The 16491-nt window shown below is 73.2% G+C and carries 12 protein-coding genes and 1 pseudogene; 5 read left to right on the top strand and 8 right to left on the bottom strand.

Annotated elements, in window-relative coordinates; all coding sequences use genetic code 11:
• Window positions 1–8: 8 nt before the first annotated feature.
• The 3 genes from ABZX75_RS31685 to ABZX75_RS31675 all read right to left on the bottom strand — a co-directional run bounded on the left by ABZX75_RS31685 (window position 9) and on the right by ABZX75_RS31675 (window position 4882).
• A complete protein-coding gene (locus ABZX75_RS31685; RefSeq protein WP_355416791.1) occupies window positions 9–1247 on the bottom strand; it encodes a hypothetical protein in 1239 nt (412 codons plus the stop codon).
• Window positions 1248–1518: 271 nt separating this feature from the next.
• Window positions 1519–3582, bottom strand: a complete 2064-nt coding sequence (locus tag ABZX75_RS31680) for a SpoIIE family protein phosphatase (protein ID WP_355416788.1) — start codon at window positions 3580–3582, stop codon at window positions 1519–1521.
• 7 nt (window positions 3583–3589) lie between these two features.
• A complete protein-coding gene (locus tag ABZX75_RS31675; protein WP_355416785.1) occupies window positions 3590–4882 on the bottom strand; it encodes a DUF6777 domain-containing protein in 1293 nt (430 codons plus the stop codon).
• A gap of 202 nt (window positions 4883–5084) precedes the next feature.
• On the opposite strand from ABZX75_RS31675, the gene ABZX75_RS31670 reads away from it, so the two are divergent.
• From ABZX75_RS31670 to ABZX75_RS31660, 3 genes are read left to right on the top strand one after another with little or no spacing between them, the layout of a single operon-like run.
• Window positions 5085–5951 carry a YndJ family protein gene (locus ABZX75_RS31670; protein WP_355416782.1) on the top strand — a complete coding sequence of 289 codons (867 nt, stop codon included), beginning with the start codon at window positions 5085–5087 and terminating at the stop codon, window positions 5949–5951.
• The gene (locus tag ABZX75_RS31665; protein WP_355416779.1) at window positions 5948–6520 is read left to right on the top strand and encodes a DUF1990 domain-containing protein; all 573 of its coding nucleotides are present in this window, start codon (window positions 5948–5950) and stop codon (window positions 6518–6520) included. Before ABZX75_RS31670 ends, ABZX75_RS31665 begins: the two co-directional genes overlap by 4 nt.
• 11 nt (window positions 6521–6531) lie before the next feature.
• A complete protein-coding gene (locus ABZX75_RS31660; protein ID WP_355416776.1) occupies window positions 6532–7971 on the top strand; it encodes a lipase maturation factor family protein in 1440 nt (479 codons plus the stop codon).
• On the opposite strand, the gene ABZX75_RS31655 is transcribed toward ABZX75_RS31660, so the two are convergent.
• From ABZX75_RS31655 to ABZX75_RS31645, 3 genes are all read right to left on the bottom strand, one after another.
• Entirely contained in the window at window positions 7957–8940 is a 984-nt protein-coding gene (locus tag ABZX75_RS31655; RefSeq protein ID WP_355416773.1) for an NAD-dependent epimerase/dehydratase family protein, read from the bottom strand. The two genes, ABZX75_RS31660 and ABZX75_RS31655, sit on opposite strands and share 15 nt — an antisense overlap.
• Before the next feature lie 189 nt (window positions 8941–9129).
• Entirely contained in the window at window positions 9130–9303 is a 174-nt protein-coding gene (locus ABZX75_RS31650; protein WP_355416821.1) for a hypothetical protein, read from the bottom strand.
• Between the two features lie 561 nt (window positions 9304–9864).
• Entirely contained in the window at window positions 9865–11328 is a 1464-nt protein-coding gene (locus ABZX75_RS31645) for an SDR family NAD(P)-dependent oxidoreductase (RefSeq protein WP_355416770.1), read from the bottom strand.
• Window positions 11329–11608: 280 nt separating this feature from the next.
• On the opposite strand from ABZX75_RS31645, the pseudogene ABZX75_RS31640 reads away from it, so the two are divergent.
• A pseudogene (locus ABZX75_RS31640) lies at window positions 11609–12421 on the top strand (DMT family transporter); the annotation flags it as partial.
• A gap of 24 nt (window positions 12422–12445) precedes the next feature.
• On the opposite strand, the gene ABZX75_RS31635 reads toward ABZX75_RS31640, so the two are convergent.
• Window positions 12446–13762, bottom strand: a complete 1317-nt coding sequence (locus ABZX75_RS31635; RefSeq protein WP_355416767.1) for a transglycosylase family protein — start codon at window positions 13760–13762, stop codon at window positions 12446–12448.
• A 194-nt stretch (window positions 13763–13956) separates the two neighbouring features.
• Between ABZX75_RS31635 and gndA the strand changes: the two genes are divergently transcribed.
• Window positions 13957–15402, top strand: coding sequence for an NADP-dependent phosphogluconate dehydrogenase (gndA, locus tag ABZX75_RS31630; protein WP_355416764.1), 1446 nt, complete (start codon window positions 13957–13959; stop codon window positions 15400–15402).
• 333 nt (window positions 15403–15735) lie between these two features.
• Here the strand turns inward: gndA and ABZX75_RS31625 are convergent, their stop codons facing one another.
• Window positions 15736–16374: an aspartate/glutamate racemase family protein gene (locus ABZX75_RS31625; protein ID WP_355416761.1), complete on the bottom strand. Its 639-nt coding sequence runs from the start codon at window positions 16372–16374 to the stop codon at window positions 15736–15738.
• Between the last annotated feature and the right edge of the window lie 117 nt (window positions 16375–16491).

Genomic DNA, 16491 nt, shown 5'->3' with positions numbered 1-16491 from the left:
CCGCCGCCTCAGGCGAAACGCGAGCTGGGCACCGGGCCGGGTGATCCGAGGTGGTCGCGGGTGCCGGTGAGCCAGCCGGGGGCCACCGCAGCCGCGTAGGCCCGGAAGGCGTCGTCCGGGTCGGGCGGGCCCTCTCCGTCGCCCGGGTCCGGGGCGGCGTCCGCGCGGGCGACGTCACGGGCGATCTCCTCCTCGGGGCGGTCGTCCTCCCGCCAGGGGCTCTGGACGTACTGGGCGAGCAGGGCGCTGGAGTCGGGGCTCACCGGCGGCGGGCTGGTCCAGCGCGTGGCGTGCTCGTGCAGGACCTGGCCCTCGGCGCGGGTGCGCAGGCTCTGCGCGAGCTGCGGATCACAGTCCCCGAGGTCGTAGGCGATGACGGCGGTGTCCGTACGGGTGGGCGCGTACGGTACGGCGGGGAGCCCCAGCACGGCCGCGGCCGCGAGCCCCAGGATCCGGTCGGAGCGGCCGGGCAGCAGCGAGACGGTGGTGGTGGCCCGGCGGCGGCCGGTGGCCTCCAGGGCGAGCGCGAGGCGGGCGAGGCCGCGGCGGCACTGGGCGTGGGTGTCGCCGAGGAATCCGTACCGGCCCGTCATGCCGGCACCGAAGCCGTACGGGGAGAGCGTGCCCAGGAGCGTCCCGGTGAGGGCGAACTGCCAGCCGCGCAGGTCGGCGCGGTCCAGCGGCCCGGCGGTGGCCGCGAGCTCGGCGCGGGCCAGCATGCGGCGCTGGCGGGCGTGGGCCCCTCGCCAGGTGTCGTCCTGCGGGTCGGGCAGCCGGGCCGCGACGGTCCGGGCGCCGGGCAGGTCCCCGGCCAGGAGGGTGTGGTGGACCAGGAGGTACGTCTCGGGCCAGGCGGCCAGCCGTTCGCCGCGGGCGGCGAGCAGCGCGGCGGCCTCGGCGTGCCGGTGCTCGTCCTCCAGGGCGGAGACCAGCTCGGCGAGGAGCGGCCGCGACTCGGGCAGCAGCCGCAGTGCCTCACGCAGCGGCCCGACGGCGAGGAAGGCGATGCCGCGTTCGACACAGCCGTAGCCGAGGTCGTAGAGGACCTGAGGATCGTCCGGCCGGCTGCCGGCCGCGTCGGCGGCGGCGGCGAGGTCCTCGAACCCGGCGGCGTCGGCCAAGGCCTTTGTGGCTGCGGCGAGTTCGGGGAGGGAGAGGGCTTCGGCGCGAGGACGCAGTGAACGTACGGCTCCGGGCAGGTCCCCTGCCTCCAGCAGCCGGCGGACATCATCAATGGCGATAGTCATCGCGCCGATCCTCTGCGACCACGGTCCCGCCCCGCAACGTACTTTCGCCCGAAGCCCGCGAAGGCCCTCCCGGGGCGTACCGTCCGGCGCCCGCCCGACCACCACGAGCAGCCGGTCCCGCGCTCCCGCGCCCGCCCCTCCTCGACCCGGCCCTGCTCACCCCTCGGGGCCCTGCCCCGCTCACCCCTCCGGGCCCCGCCCCGCCCCGCCCCGCCCGTCGCGGCCCGGACCGTCGGCCGGCCGGGGGCGGCGGGCCCGTGCCGGGTGCTCCCTACGCCATCACGAACTCGCACCACACAGACTTGCCGCTGCCCCGCGACTCCACCCCCCATACGTCCGCCAGGCGGTCAACCAGCATCAGCCCCCGCCCCGAGACCCCCGATTCACCCGCCTCGCGCCGCCTCGGCAGCGCGCTGGAGCGGTCCTCGACCTCCACTCGCAGGCGCCGTTCGTGGCCGGTCAGGACGCGCAGGGTCACGATCGCCGGGCCGTCGGTGTGCATGAGGGCGTTCACGATCAGCTCGTCGGCGACCAGTTCGATCTCGTCGGCCCGTTCCCGTGCTCCCCACGCGCGGACCGCCGCCCCGATCATGTGGCGGGCCGCCACCAGCGCCTCCGGGTCGCCCGGCGCCACGTGCTGCTGCAGGCGCCCGCCACCCTGCGGTGCGTACTCCACCTGGCGGCGCAGCAGGAGCAGCGCCATGTCGTCGTCCCCGCCCCGTTCGTCGACGACCTCGCACAGCCGGTCCGCCAGCTGTTGCAGGTCCGCCGGCCCGCTGCGGATCAGCGAGGTCAGCAGTTGGATCCCGTCGTCGAGGTCGGCGCCCGGCTGTTCCACCAGGCCGTCCGTGCACAGCAGGAGCGTTTCTCCCGGGTCGAGTTCCACCGTGGTCACGGGATATTCGAGGCGGCCGAACTCCGCCGACAGGCCGAGCGGCATCCCGCCCGCCACCGGGACCCTGCGGCAGTCCCCGTCCCGCGTGCGCAGCAACGGGTCGATGTGCCCCGCCCGTACGAGTTGGAGCACGCCCGTCGAGAGGTCGGCGTCCACGTACGTGCACGTCGCGAAGCGGTCGGTGTCGAGCTCGTGCAGGAAGACGGAGGCCCGGGCCATGACGGTGGCCGGCGAGTGGCCCTCGGCGGCGTAGGCGCGCAGCACGATCCGCAGCTGTCCCATCACCGCCGCGGCGTGCGTGTCGTGGCCTTGGACGTCGCCGATGACCGCGCCGACGTGGCCTCCCGGCAGCGGGATGACGTCGTACCAGTCGCCACCGATCTCCTGGCCCATGCGGGCGGAGCGGTACCGCACGGCGATCTCCGCTCCCGGCACGGAGGGGATCCGCCTCGGCAGCATCGCCTGCTGCAAACCCTCCGCCAGGTCGTGCTCCTGCTCCAGCAGCATCGCCCGCTGGAGGCTCTGCGCGATGCTGCTGCCCAGTGCGACCAGCAGGTTCCGCTCGTCCTGGGTGAAGCCGTCCTTGTCCTGGTAGAGCAGACCGATCGCGCCGATGGGGCGGGCCTGCGCGATCAGCGGCAGATAGGCGGCCGCCGAGATCCGCATGTACGAGATCTTCGACCAGAGCGCCGGATACTCGGCGGCGAACTCCTGCGCCGAGTGGAGGAAGCGAGGCTGGAGCGAGCGGACCACCTCGCTCATCGGGTACTGCTCGTCGATACGGGTGTAGCGGGTGCCGGGGACGAAACTGCCCTCCGGCCCCTCGGCGACGAGGTGGATCCGGCCGGCCTCGACCAGGCCCATCACCATGCCCATCGAGCCCAGCCGCTCCAGGCCGTGGGCGTCGCCGAGCGCGTCGATGACGTCCTTGACGGTCCGGGCGTGCGCGAGGGCGGCGGTGGTGCTCTCGACCACCGTCGTCTGGCGGCGCCGTTCCTCGTCGAGGCCCAGGCGCTCCGCCGAATGACTGAGCTCCTCGGTCGCGTCCCGCACGATGCCGATGATCCGGTACGGGCGTCCGTCCGGGGCGCGCATGACGCGGCCCTGGGTGTGGGTCCAGCGCAGCCGCCCGTCGTGGCAGCGGATGCGAAAGTAGGCCCCGTAGCTGTCCACGCTGCTCTTGAGGGCGCTGGAGACGAGTGCGTCGAGCCTGCTCGCCTCGGCGGGCGGGACGCGGGGCGAGAGGGACTGCGGCCGCCCGTCGTAGGCCTCCGGGGTGGTGTCGAAGACGTCGAGGGCCGCTTCGTCCATGTGCATGAGCCCGGTGACCAGATCCCAGTCGAAACTGCCCATGCGGTTCAGCGAGAGCGACCGGTCCGGGTGTGCGGGCCAGTCGTCGGGCAGCGATACGGTGGTCGGCACCGATCCACCATGACACACCGGCCGGTCAGGCGCTCTCCAACGAGTAACCCGGGTCGGAGGGCGCCGGCTGCTGCTCGTCCGGGACGCTGTACGGGTCGTTGGGGTCGAACGGGGCGTACGGATCGCTCGGCTGCGGCATCGAACCGTCGGGCTCCAGCGGGTCGCCCGGGGCGTTCGGGTCGCCCGGGGCGTTCGGGTCGCCCGGGGCGTTCGGGTCCACCGGCTCGCTGGGGTCGCCCGGGAGCTGCGGCGGCACGTCGGACGGGATGTCGGAGGGCACGTCGCCGGGAACGTCCGAGGGGGTGTCGGAGGGCGGCTGCTGCGGAGCCACCGGATGCGACGGCGGGTTCGGGTTCGGCGGGCAGTCCGTCGCGCCGGGGGCCGGGATTCTCGCGGTGCCGTCGGGGCCGTTCGGCGGCGGGGTGTGGGACAGGCGGTTGCTGTCGGTGGTCGGGCACGGGTCGGCCGACGAGGGCCCGGTGGGGGTGGGCGGACCGGTCGGGATGCCGTCGGCCGGATCGTACGGGGGCAGCATCTGCGGGATGCGGTCCTGGGCGCCGTCGTCGCCGGTCCTGCGCTCGATCCACGTGTTGTCGGCGATGTTGACGATCACCAGGTTGTCGATCACGTGGGGGGTCGGTTCGATGACGATGACCTGGTTCGGCTGGTAGCCGTTCCACGGGTCGCCCTTCTGCACCGGTGCCCCCTTGGGGGCGCGCGGGGACAGCAGCGGGTTTCCGCAGGCGCAGCGGACGCGGGGCATGCCGTGGCCGTCGACGAGGACGGCGGTGCCCGCCTGGAGTACGGACTGGAAGCCGTCGGCTCGGCCTTCGCGGAAGCCGTGGCTGGTGACCCGGGTGTCGGCGCGGAGCACGACGGGGGTGAGGCCGCGCAGGAAGTCGGGGATCTTCGCCTGTTCGATGTCGGAGGCCTGGGCGAAGGCGCGGGCCTTGGCCTCGTCGGTGGTCAGGGAGCGGACCTGCTGTTCCACGTCGCAGCTGCCGAGCCGATGGGTGCCGCCGTACAGGCCGGGGGTGGCCGCGTTGACGGTACGGATGCCCCGTCCGGTCGGATTGGGCAGCGGGGGCTGCACGGGAGCCGACTCGGCGGTGGCGGAGGAGGCGGTGAAGGGGTCGGTGCCCGCGGCGCCCACGGGCTGGAGGTGGACATCCCGGCTCTCGGAACCGGCCTCGTTCCGCGCGTCCCCGGAGCCCCCGCATCCCGCGGCGAACAGACCCAGGACGGCGAAGAGGGCGGCGCCGGCGGGTGCGTGACGACGCGGCGCCTGACGAGGTGTCGGAGGTGTCGGTGCGTGCACGTGGATCTCCCTTTTCGCCCCGGTTGCTCCCTCTTGTCTGCCGCATCCGCGCGACCCCCGCAACCGGAGAGCGTCTTGAACATGTTCAAGCGACCCCGTAGGCTCACGACCGTGAGCTGAACGCGTTCAAAACATTCGAACGGTTCCAGGTCAGGCGCGCCGACTCCACGGGGCGCCGAGCGACAGGTCGGGGGAGTCCACGGTGACGGTACTGGTGAACATGATCGTCACCCTGGGCATGCTCTACGTCCTGCCCGCGGGCCTGCGCCTGATCGACCCGGCCGGGCTGCGCGGGACCGCCCGGGTCTGGCCGCTGCTGGCCGCTCCCGGCGCACTGTGCCTCTGGCTGCCGCGCGGCGCCGCGGCCACGGCACTCGCGGCACTCTACGCGGTGGCCACCGTGTCCCTCGCGGCGCGGGCCCCCGCACGGCTGCTGCGGACCCTCCGCCAGACTTCGCCCGGGGCCGGGGGGACCCCCCGGCTCGCTCCGCCCGAGGTCGCCGTCCTCACCGCGCTGGTCTCGCCCGCCATCGCCGCAACCGCCCTGGTCGCCGAGCGCGCCGGGTACCGGCTCTTCGGCTTCGACCTCGACATCCTGGCGCTGACCGTGCCCCACTTCCACTTCGCCGGTTTCACGGCCGCTCTGGTCGCCGGGCTCGTATGCCGGGCCGCCGCTCCGGGCCCCTGCGCGCGCTGGGCCGCGTACAGCGTCCCGGCGGGAACCCTGCTGGTGCTCCTCGGCTACTTCGTCGACGACTGGGCCGAGCTGGTGGGCGCGGTGGTGCTGACCGGCGGGATGTGGGCGGTGGCGCTGCTGACCTGGCGGGAGATCCGCCCCGCCGGCCGCGACCGTACCACCCGGGGGCTGCTCGCGACCTCGGCGGTGGTGCTGGTGGCCACCATGCTGCTCGCCCTGTGGTGGGCGGTGGGAGAGGCCACCGGAATCACGCACCCCACCTTGACCTGGATGGCCGCCACGCACGGCCTCGGCAACGCACTCGGCTTCGCCCTGTGCTCGGTGCTGGCCTGGCGCCGACTGACAGCAGACCGACAGGAGACCACCCCATGACCCGCCTGATCGGCGCCGGCCGCGACGCCCGCACCGGCCGCACCGGCCCCACCGGCCCCACCGACACCGTCAGCTACCCCGACCGGGGTGCGACGGCCCGGCGGCCGCTGCCCGCCGGATACAACCACCTGCGCCACCGCACCAGGATCGGGCACGGGCGGGCCGCCTTCGAGACCGCCGGAGTAGCGGTCACCACCTTCCACGCCCACCGGACCTCGGGGATGCGGGTACGGACCGAGGCCGCCGCCGTCCGGCCCGGCGACCGGGTCGAGGTCGGGATCGGCTTCGGCCCGCTGCGGATCAACGCTCCGTGTCAGGTGATCTGGACGGCGTACGAGACGGCCCGCATCGGTTTCGCGTACGGAACCCTGGACGGCCACCCCGAGTGCGGGGAGGAGTCCTTCATCGTGGACATGGACGCCGACGGCACGGTGTGGTTCACCGTGACCGCCTTCAGCCGCCCGGGCTGCTGGTACACACGCCTCGCCGGCCCGGTGGTCCCCTTCCTCCAGCTGACCTACGCCCGCTGGCTCGGCCGCACCCTGCGCGGGCTGGCGACCGCGGGCTGATACTGGAGGCGATGGACTGGTTCACCGCACCGGACTACTGGCTGGGCCGGCTGGTCTTCCAGCGGGCCCTCGCCGGCGTCTACCTCTGCGCCTTCCTCGCGGCCGCCCTGCAGTTCCGGGCCCTGATCGGGGCCCACGGCATGCTGCCCGTCCCGGACCACGTCCGGTACCTGCCCTTCCGGCGCGCCCCCAGCCTCTTCCAACTGCACTACTCCGACCGGTTCTTCGCCGCCTGCGCCTGGACCGGGGCGGTGCTGGCGGCGGCACTGGCCGCGGGGGCCGGCGACGAGGTGCCGCTCGGCGCGGCGATGGCGATGTGGGCCCTGCTGTGGCTGCTCTACCTGTCGATCGTGAACGTGGGCCAGACCTGGTACTCCTTCGGCTGGGAGTCCCTGCTGCTCGAAGCGGGCTTCCTCGCCGTGTTCCTCGGCAACGCGCGAATCGGGCCGCCGGTGCTGGTGTTGTGGCTGCTGCGCTGGCTGCTCTTGCGCGTGGAGTTCGGGGCGGGGCTGATCAAAATGCGGGGGGACCCCTGCTGGCGCAAGCTGACCTGCCTGTACTTCCACCACGAGACGCAGCCGATGCCGGGGCCGCTCAGCTGGTTCTTCCACCATCTGCCGAAGCCTGTGCACCGGGTGGAGTGCGCGGCGAACCATGTGACGCAGCTGCTGGTCCCGGTCCTCCTGTTCACCCCGCAGCCGGTGGCCTCGTACGCCGCCGGCGTCATCATCGCCACGCAGCTGTGGCTGGTGCTGTCGGGCAACTTCGCCTGGCTGAACTGGGTGACGATCACGCTCGCCCTGCCGGCCGTGGACTTCACCGGTCTGGCGGGCGCGCCCCCGGCCGCCGCCTCCCGGCAGGCACCGGTGTGGTTCATGGTCCTGGTCTTCGGCGTGACCGCGCTGGTGCTGGTGCTGAGCCGGAAGCCGGTGCTCAACATGATCTCGCGCCGCCAGGTGATGAACCGCTCCTTCGACGCGCTCCACCTGGTCAACACCTACGGGGCGTTCGGCACGGTCGGCCGGATCCGCGACGAGGTGGTGGTGGAGGGCACCGCCGACCGGGTGCCGCGCACGGACGGCGAGTGGCGGGAGTACGGCTTCAAGGGGAAGCCGGGCGACGTGAGGCGCGTTCCGCGCCAGTTCGCCCCGTACCACCTGCGGCTGGACTGGCTGATGTGGTTCGCGGCGCTCTCCCCGGCCTATGCGCGGGACTGGTTCGGGCCGTTCGTGGAGCGGCTGCTGCGCGGCGACCGGGACACACTGCGGCTGCTGCGCCACAACCCCTTCCCGGACGCCCCGCCGGTCTACGTCCGGGCCCGGCTGTACCGCTACCGCTTCACCACCTGGCGGGAGTTGCGCGAGACGGGCGCCTGGTGGCACCGGACCCTGCTGGGCGAGTTCATGCCGCCGACCCGTCTCGCGCACGCGCCGCTGTCAGAGCCCGAGTAGGGCCGCCTCCCGCTCCGGGTCGAGGCCCGGGCTCGGCCGGTCCGAACGCTGCGGGGCCACCCCGCCGAGCCCCTGGAGCCAGGCCCAGGTGTCGGTCACCGTCTCCTCGACCGGGCGGCATTTCAGGCCCGCGGCAAGCGCCTTGGACACGTCGCCGCCGAACATGAAGTCGTGCAGCTCGCCCTCCGGAATCCAGACCGGCAGCTCGGTCCAGTGCTGTACGCCCGCCTCCTGGATCCGGGCCGGATCGGTCCAGCGCAGCTCGGCGCCACCGCCGGTGGCCGCGACGCAGGCTTCGAGAAAACCGCCCATCGTGGCGTGCCCGACCGGCGAGACCAGGTTGTACGCGCCGCCGTGTCCGGCGTCGGCCGCGTCCAGCGTCCAGCGCGCGAGGTCCCGTACGTCGATGTACTGGAGCGGGAGTTCACGCGGGCCGGGGGCGAGCACCGGGCCGCCGCGGGCGGTGCGGTTCAGCCACCAGGGCAGCCGGCCCACGTTCTCGTACGGGCCGAGGATGAGCCCGGCGCGCACCAGCAGGGCGCGGTCGCCGAAGGCGTCCAGTGCGGCGAGTTCACCGCCCCGCTTGTCCTCGGCGTAGGCGACGGAGTCGGCGTCGGGCGAGGACTCCACGAGCGGGCCGTCCTCGTCGAGCCCGGCCGGGGCGGGATAGGCGTAGACGGAGCGGCTGGAGATGTACACGTACCGGCCGGCCCGGTCGCGCAGCAGCCGGGCGCTGTCGCGCACGGCGGTCGGGGCTCCGCCCCAGGTGTCGACGACGAGGTCCCACTCCCCCTCGGCGAGGGCGTCCAGCCCGCCGGGGGCCGTGCGGTCCCCGTGCAGGGCGGAGGTGCCCGGCGGGGGCGCGTGGTGGCCGCGGTGGAAGACGGTCACCTCCCAGCCCCGGGCGAGGGCGTCCTCGGTGATCGCGCGTCCGACGAATTCGGTACCACCCAGCATCAGTAGCTTCATGCGGGTCAGCCTGCCCGGGCGACGACCGCCGCGGAAGTCATGATCGCCGACAGCGATGACGCTCAGGGCGTAGCGGAGCGGGAACTCCGGCTCTGAGAGCCGGTCTTGGCACGGCAGCGCCCCCGGCGCGTGGGAGCGCTGGGGGCACGTGGCGACGCCGAGGCCGCGGCTCTGGTCGAAGCCGGGGCTCTAGTCGATACCGGGCAGGATGTGTGATTCCGCCAGGTCGTCCTCGTACCCGGCGAGCCGGATGGGGGCGGACCTGGCCCAGACCTCGAGGTTTCCGAGCTCGTCTGTACGGGAGCTGGCCCGCCAGCCCGTACGCTCCAGCACGATCTTTTCGGGCTTCGTCATTTCTGTCACCGCGCACTCCTTCGTGTCGCGTAACCCGGCATGCGAACCGCGCGCCGGGCAGGGATGAAAGGGTTTCCGGACGCGGTGGCGCCATGGTGGAGCGTGGCCCGGATAGGGGCCTTCTTGATGCCCCTTAGAGTACACATATGAGCGCACCCCCGCTCGATGGTTGGGCAAAATCCACGCCGCCTGTTGGTTTTCGCCGCGAGTTCAGGAAGTCGTAGGCCCTGTTTCCGCGACGGACGGTCAGCTCGACACCAGTTGTACGGACGGCGGAGGAGGCGACGGTGCCGAGTTCCGGGGTACCGGAAATCAAACGTATCCAGGAGCTGAGGGAGCCGCTCCCCACTCGCCGCGCGGGCGTGCGACACGCCCGGCCGTTTCGCCAGATAACTGCAGGTCGGGGGCCTGATGCACGACCTGGGCCACCTGCTCCGTCCGGGTGACGGCGCGGGCGTCGCCGACCCGACCGGGAGGCGTCGCGGTGCGGCGGGGTGTACGAACGCGGCCGCCCCCTTCGGCGTGGCCGAAGGGGGCGGCTGGATGCTCTCCGGGGCCGGAAGGCCCGGCTTACCAGTTGGCGGGAGCGTAGTCCTTCAGGAAGACGCCGAAGAGGTCCTCGCCCGCCTCGCCGCGGACGATGGGGTCGTAGACCCGCGCCGCGCCGTCCACCAGGTCGAGCGGGGCATGGAAGCCCTCCTCGGCCAGGCGGATCTTGTCCGGGTGGGGGCGCTCGTCGGTGATCCAGCCGGTGTCGACGGCGGTCATCAGGATCTGGTCCTTCTGGAACATCTCCTGCGCGCTGGTGCGCGTCAGCATGTTCAGCGCGGCCTTCGCCATGTTGGTGTGGGGGTGGCCGGCGCCCTTGTACCCGCGGCTGAAGACGCCTTCCATCGCGGAGACGTTGACCACGTACCGGCGGTCGGCGGCGGCCGCGGCCATCGCCGGGCGCAACTTGCTGATCAGGATGAACGGCGCGGTGGAGTTGCACAGCTGCACTTCGAGGAGCTCGATCGGGTCCACCTCGGACACCGTCTGGATCCAGCTGTTGGTGTCGTGCAGGTCCGGGACCAGGCCGCCCGCGTCGATGGCGGTACCGGCCGCGATCCGCTCCAGCGAGGCGGAACCGGAGACCAGCGCCAGCTCGGTGATGTCCTGGGCGCTGAGCTTCTCCCCCTTGCCGGTGGGCAGGGCCGCGACGCGGTCGACGGTGCCGCTGCCGAAGGTGCCGATGACCTCGGCGGCGGGCAGCTCCCCGGCCGGGAGCGGAGCCTTCTCGGCGGCGACGAGCTCGCTGTAGGCCGCCGGGGAACGGCGTACGGTCTGCGCGGCGTTGTTGATCAGGATGTCGAGCGGGCCCTCGGCGGCGACGGAGTCGGCCAGCGCGACGACCTGGGCCGGGTCGCGCAGGTCGATGCCGACGATCTTCAGCCGGTGCAGCCACTCGGAGCTGTCGGGCATGGCCTTGAAACGGCGGATCGCGTCGTTCGGGAAGCGCGTGGTGATGGTGGTGTGCGCGCCGTCGCGCAGCAGCCGCAGCGCGATGTACATGCCGATCTTGGCGCGGCCGCCGGTGAGCAGGGCGCGGCGGCCGGTCAGGTCCGTACGGGCGTCGCGGCGCGCGTGGTTGAAGGCGGCGCAGTCCTGGCAGAGCTGGTGGTAGAAGGCGTCGACCTCGACGTAGCGCGTCTTGCAGATGTAGCAGGAACGCGGGCGCTGGAGTATTCCGGCGATCGGTCCCTTGACGGCGGCGGTCAGGGCGTTGCCCTGGGTCTCGTCGTCGATGCGCTCGGCGGAACCGGTGGCGGTCGCCTCGGTGACGGCCTTGTCGTTGGCGGTCTTGGCCGCGCGGCGCTCCTGGCGGCGGCGCTGCTTGACCGTGCGGTAGAGACCGGCCGTGGCACGGCGTACGGTGACGGCGTCGGGGTGGTCGACGTCGAGCTTGTCGAGCTCGTCGAGCACGCTGAGGCAGAGAGCCAGCCGCTCGGGGTCGATGCCCGGCCCGTATGAGAGGTTGTCTTCGGTCACCGTCATGGCCGCTGCCGTTCCTTGATCGCTCGTCCGCATCCGCCTGCTGCGGAAGTCCCCAAAAGGGAAACTGTACGGATCCCACGCGCTCGGAACCAAACCCGTCCTGCGCGCCTCACGCATCGCGAGGCAGCCGTCACGGTGTGCTGAGGTTCCCGGCGCGCGCGGGCGCGTACCCCCACCGGCTGAAGAGCCCGGCACGTACTCCCGTACTACGCCCGGAGTAGGACCGGTGACCCCCTGTGGACGGAGGAATAGCGCAGGTGGGTGGGGCATTGTGGAACTCATGAGTGCCCTAGCGCTGTCGGTCCTGCTCTGTCTCGTGTCCGCCCTGGCGTACGCGGGTGGCGCGATCCTCCAGGAGCGGGTCGCGGCGACCACGCCGGACCGCCCGTACGCGCCGTTGCGCCGGGGCGGCTGGTGGGTCGCGGTGGCGCTGAACGGCATCGGCGCGCTGCTGCACGTGGTCGCGCTGGCCTACGGACCGCTGAGCCTGGTCCAGCCGCTCGGCGCGCTCACCATCGTCTTCGCCCTGCCGATGGCGGCCGTCTTCGTACGGCGCCGGGCGGGCGCGGCGGCCTGGCGCGGCGCCGTGCTGGCCACGGTGGGCCTGGCCGGACTGCTGGCCCTGACGGGCGGGGACGGGAGGACCGAACCCTCTTTGGCGGGCGGCGAGCGGAGCCTGCTGCTGGCGGCGGCCGGGGCGGCGGTGGCCGTGCTGTTCCTGGCGGCGCACCGGATGCGCCGGGCGGTGCTGCGCAGCGTGCTGCTGGCCGTGGCGGCCGGTACGGCCTTCGGCATGGCCTCGGTGTTCACCAAATCGGTGGCCGAGGGCTTCGTTCCGGGCGCGCTCGGCGCCCTGGGGACGGATCTGGCGGCGGTCTGCGTGCTGGCGAGCGGCGGACTGCTGCTGTCGCAGGCCGCCTACCGGGGGGCCGGCCTGACCGCGCCGCTGGCCACCCTGACCGTCGTCAATCCGGTGGTCGCGGCAGCAGTGGGCATCACGCTCTTCGACGAGGGCTTCCGGTACGGGGCGGCGGGCACGACGGCGGCCGTGGCGAGCGCCGCGCTGGCGGCGGCCGGCCTGATCCTGCTCACGGCCGTGCCGCCGCACGTACGGGGGTCAGATGCGCACTCCGTGGCTCCGGAGGTACTTCAAGGGGTCGATGTCGGAGCCGTAGCCGGGTCCGGTGCGCATCTCGAAGTGCAGATGCGGACCGGAGCTGTTGCCGGTCGAGCCGGAACGGCCTATGCGCTGGCCGCCCAGGACCTGCTGCCCGGCCTTGACGCCGACCGCCGACAGGTGGGCGTACTGGGAGTGGCGGCCGTCGGTGTGCCGGATGACGACCTGGTAGCCGTACGCACCGGCCCAGCCGGCGGAGACGACCTGGCCGGGGCCGACGGACTTGACGGAGGTACCGGTCGCCACGGGGAAGTCGATGCCGGTGTGGTAGCCGCTGGACCAGGAGGAACCCGCGACGCGGTAGGCGGTGCCGAGGGCGGCGTCGACGGGCGCGGAGAATCCGCCCGCGACCGGCTCCTCCTTCGCTGAGGGGGGCTGGGGGACGGGCTTCTCGGCCGGTTTCTGAGCCGGTTCCTGAGCCGGTTTCTGCGCCGGTTTCTCAACCTGCTTGCCGGCAGGCTTCTCGGCCGGCTTGTCCGCGGGCTTCTCCGCCGCCGGCTCCACGGGCTTCACGGTCCCCGAGGTGCCGTCGGCAGGTGCCCCGGGGGCGGCCGGCGGCGGATTCTGCGCGGGCGGGGCGGCGGTGATGCGCAGAGCGAGCCGCTGCCCGGGGAAGATCAGGTTCGGATTGCCGCCCACGGTGGCGCGGTTGGTCTCGTACAGCGCCTGCCAGCCGCCCTCGACGCGCTGCTCCGTGGCGATCGCCGAGAGGGAATCGCCGGGCGCGACGACGTACGGATTGGGCAGGACGGGGATCCCGGTCGGGCGCGGTGTGGTGCCTTGCGCCCCGGCCGTGCCGGTCTGCCGCGTCTGCGCCTGGACCGCGCCCGCCTGCTTCTGGTGGGCGGCGACGGCGGGTGCGGCGGCGGGCGCCGGGCCGCCGCGGCTGAGCCCGGCCCGCTTCCCGCAGCTCGGCCAGGCCTGCGGCCCCTGCCCCTTCAGCACCTTCTCGGCGACCGCGATCTGCTGGTCCCTGGTCGCCAGGTCCGCGCGGGGGGCGTAGGCGGTTCCGCCGAAGGCACGCCAGGTGCTCTGGCTGAACTGGAGGCCGCCGTAATAGCCGTTGCCGGTGTTGATGTGCCAGTTGCTGGTGGACTCGCAGGCGGCGACCTTGTTCCAGGTGTCCACGGACGCGGCCTGGGCGCCTCCGGCGCCGAGGAGAGGGAGCGCGATCCCCGCGCCACCCGCGGTGACGGCGAGCGAGGCGCGGTTGATGCTGCTCGGCTGATACCGGCGGTGCCGGCCCCGTACACCCATGGGAGCCCCCATTGAAGACATCAGGAACCGCACAACTTAACGTCACGCCCAGGGCATGACAAGGGGCGCAGCAGGGCGCAACACAGCACGTCCGTCCAGAAATTGACATTCTCTCGATCGGCGGACGACCGGGGGACGAGCGCGTCGGGGTAGCGTCGGCAGTCCCGCACACCGAAGCACGCAGGAGCGCACGCATGAGCACCAGCACAGCCCAGATCGGCGTCACCGGGCTCGCGGTGATGGGCAGCAACCTCGCCCGGAACTTCGCCCGCAACGGCTTCACCGTGGCCGTCCACAACCGCACCGCCGCGAAGACCACGGCGCTGGTGGAGGAGTTCGGGCACGAGGGCTCCTTCGTGGCGGCCGCGTCCGCGAAGGAGTTCGTCGATGCGCTGGAGCGCCCCCGCCGCCTCGTCATCATGGTAAAGGCGGGAGAGGCGACCGACGCGGTGATCCGCGAGTTCGCCCCGCTCCTGGAGGAGGGCGACGTCATCATCGACGGCGGCAACGCCCACTTCGAGGACACCCGGCGCCGCGAGAAGGAGCTGCGCGAGCAGGGCATCCACTTCGTGGGCGTCGGCATCTCCGGTGGCGAGGAGGGAGCACTGCTCGGCCCGAGCATCATGCCCGGCGGCTCCGAGGAGTCGTACGAGTCCCTCGGCCCGCTGCTGGAGAAGATCTCCGCGAAGGCCGCCGACGGCACGCCGTGCACCTCCCACGTGGGCCCCGACGGCGCCGGACACTTCGTCAAGATGGTGCACAACGGCATCGAATACGCCGACATGCAGCTGATCGCCGAGGCCTACCACCTGCTGCGCGAGGTCGCCGGCTACTCCCCCGCGAAGATCGCGGAGACCTTCCGGGCCTGGAACCGGGGGCGCCTGGACTCGTACCTGATCGAGATCACGGCGGAGGTGCTCGCGCACACGGACGCCGCGACCGGCCGGCCGTACGTCGACATCGTCGCCGACGCCGCCGAGCAGAAGGGCACCGGCCGCTGGACCGTGCAGATCGCCCTGGACCTCGGTGTGCCCGTGTCGGGGATCGCGGAGGCGGTCTTCGCCCGCGCGGTGTCGGGCCACGGCGGCCTGCGCGCGGCCGCCCGGGGGCTGGCCGGCCCGTCGGCCTCGGCCCTCTCGCCGCAGGAGGCGGACGCCTTCGCCGCCCAGGTGGAGCAGGCGCTGTACGCCTCGAAGATCGTCTCGTACACGCAGGGCTTCCACCAGATCCGGGCCGGCAGCGAGGAGTACGGCTGGGGCGTGGACCTGGGCGCGGTGGCCTCGCTGTGGCGCGGGGGCTGCATCATCCGGGCGGCGTTCCTGGACCGGATCCGCGCCGCCTACGACGCGCAGCCCGGCCTGCCGAGCCTGCTGGCCGACGCGCGCTTCGCCGAGGAGATCGGGGCCGCTCAGGACGGCTGGCGGGCGGTACTGGTGGCGGCGGTCCGCCAGGGCATCCCGGTGCCCGCCTTCGCGGCCTCACTGGCGTACTACGACGCGCTGCGGGCGGAGCGGCTCCCGGCCGCTCTCACCCAGGGCCAGCGCGACTTCTTCGGCGCGCACACCTACCGGCGCACCGACCGCGAGGGCTCGTTCCACACCCTCTGGAGCGGCGACCGCTCCGAGGTCCGTACGGACTGACGCCCGGCACGCGGCTCACCTGCCGGGCGGCTCCGGTCCGCCCAGCAGGTGGAGTCAACCGCTCAGCTCAGCGGCCCGGGCTGCGGAATCGGCGCGGGCCCGGGCGGCGGAGGCACCGGATCCGGCTCGGGCACCGGCCCGGGCACGGGCGGCACGGGCCGCGGGATGGGCTCGGGATCCGGAAACGGCCCGGGGCCGGGCGGCTGCGGCCTGGGCGGCTGCGGCTCGGGGACCGGGGGCTGCGTCTGCTCCGACTTTCGTACAACGTTTCGCACCATATGTGCCGCCTTCCCGTGATCCGGGCCGGTACACGCCCTCCACGTCAGCCGGAGGTCACGCCCCTGCCGCTGCCTCCGTCCCCGCCGCCGCCTCTGCGGAGCGCGGACGGAGCAGCCGCAGCCCCGCCGCCAGGCCGGGAGCGGGGCTGGAGAGCACCGGGATGCGGCTCGTGGTGAGCTCTGCGGCGGCGGCCATGGAGGCCTGTGCGAGGACGATGACGTCCGCGTCGGTGACGGCGTCGGCGGCCTCGGCCACACGGGCGAGGTACCCGGCGGTGTCTGCTGCTTCGAAGTGTTCCCAGGCTCCGGCGACGAGCTGCCCGCGCACCGACACCGGCCGCCCGGCTGCTTCCTCGGCGAGCAGCGCCTCCGTCGGAGCCAGGGTCGACTCCAGAGCGGCCAGTACGGTGATCCGCGCGCCCCTGCGCACCGCCATGGCCGCCATCGGCCGGTCCACCCGCAGGACCGGGTATCCCAGAGCCGGAGCCAGTGACTCCGCGACCGCCCCGATCGTCGAGCACGTGACGAGCACCGGCCCCGGGCCGGCCGCGGTGAGCAGCGCCGCCAGGGCCGGAGTCACGGACTCCGGCCCCTGCGCGCGAGTCCGCTCCAGCAGCTGCGGCGCGACGAGGTGCCGCAGCTCGGCGCCCGGGTGGTCGCGGTCCCGGAGCGCGTCGAAGACGGGGACGTGCACGGGCGAGGTGTGCAGCAGGACCAGGCCGTCTCTTTCGGATCTTGTCGGCCGAGCCCGCGTTGACCGGTGCCGTGCATCGCAAGGCGGAGGAGCGTCCTTGTACTGGACGTACTGGGG

The organism is Streptomyces sp. NPDC003038, from assembly GCF_040611115.1.
Taxonomy (GTDB): domain Bacteria; phylum Actinomycetota; class Actinomycetes; order Streptomycetales; family Streptomycetaceae; genus Streptomyces.
This window is presented reverse-complemented; position numbering and strand designations above follow the sequence as displayed.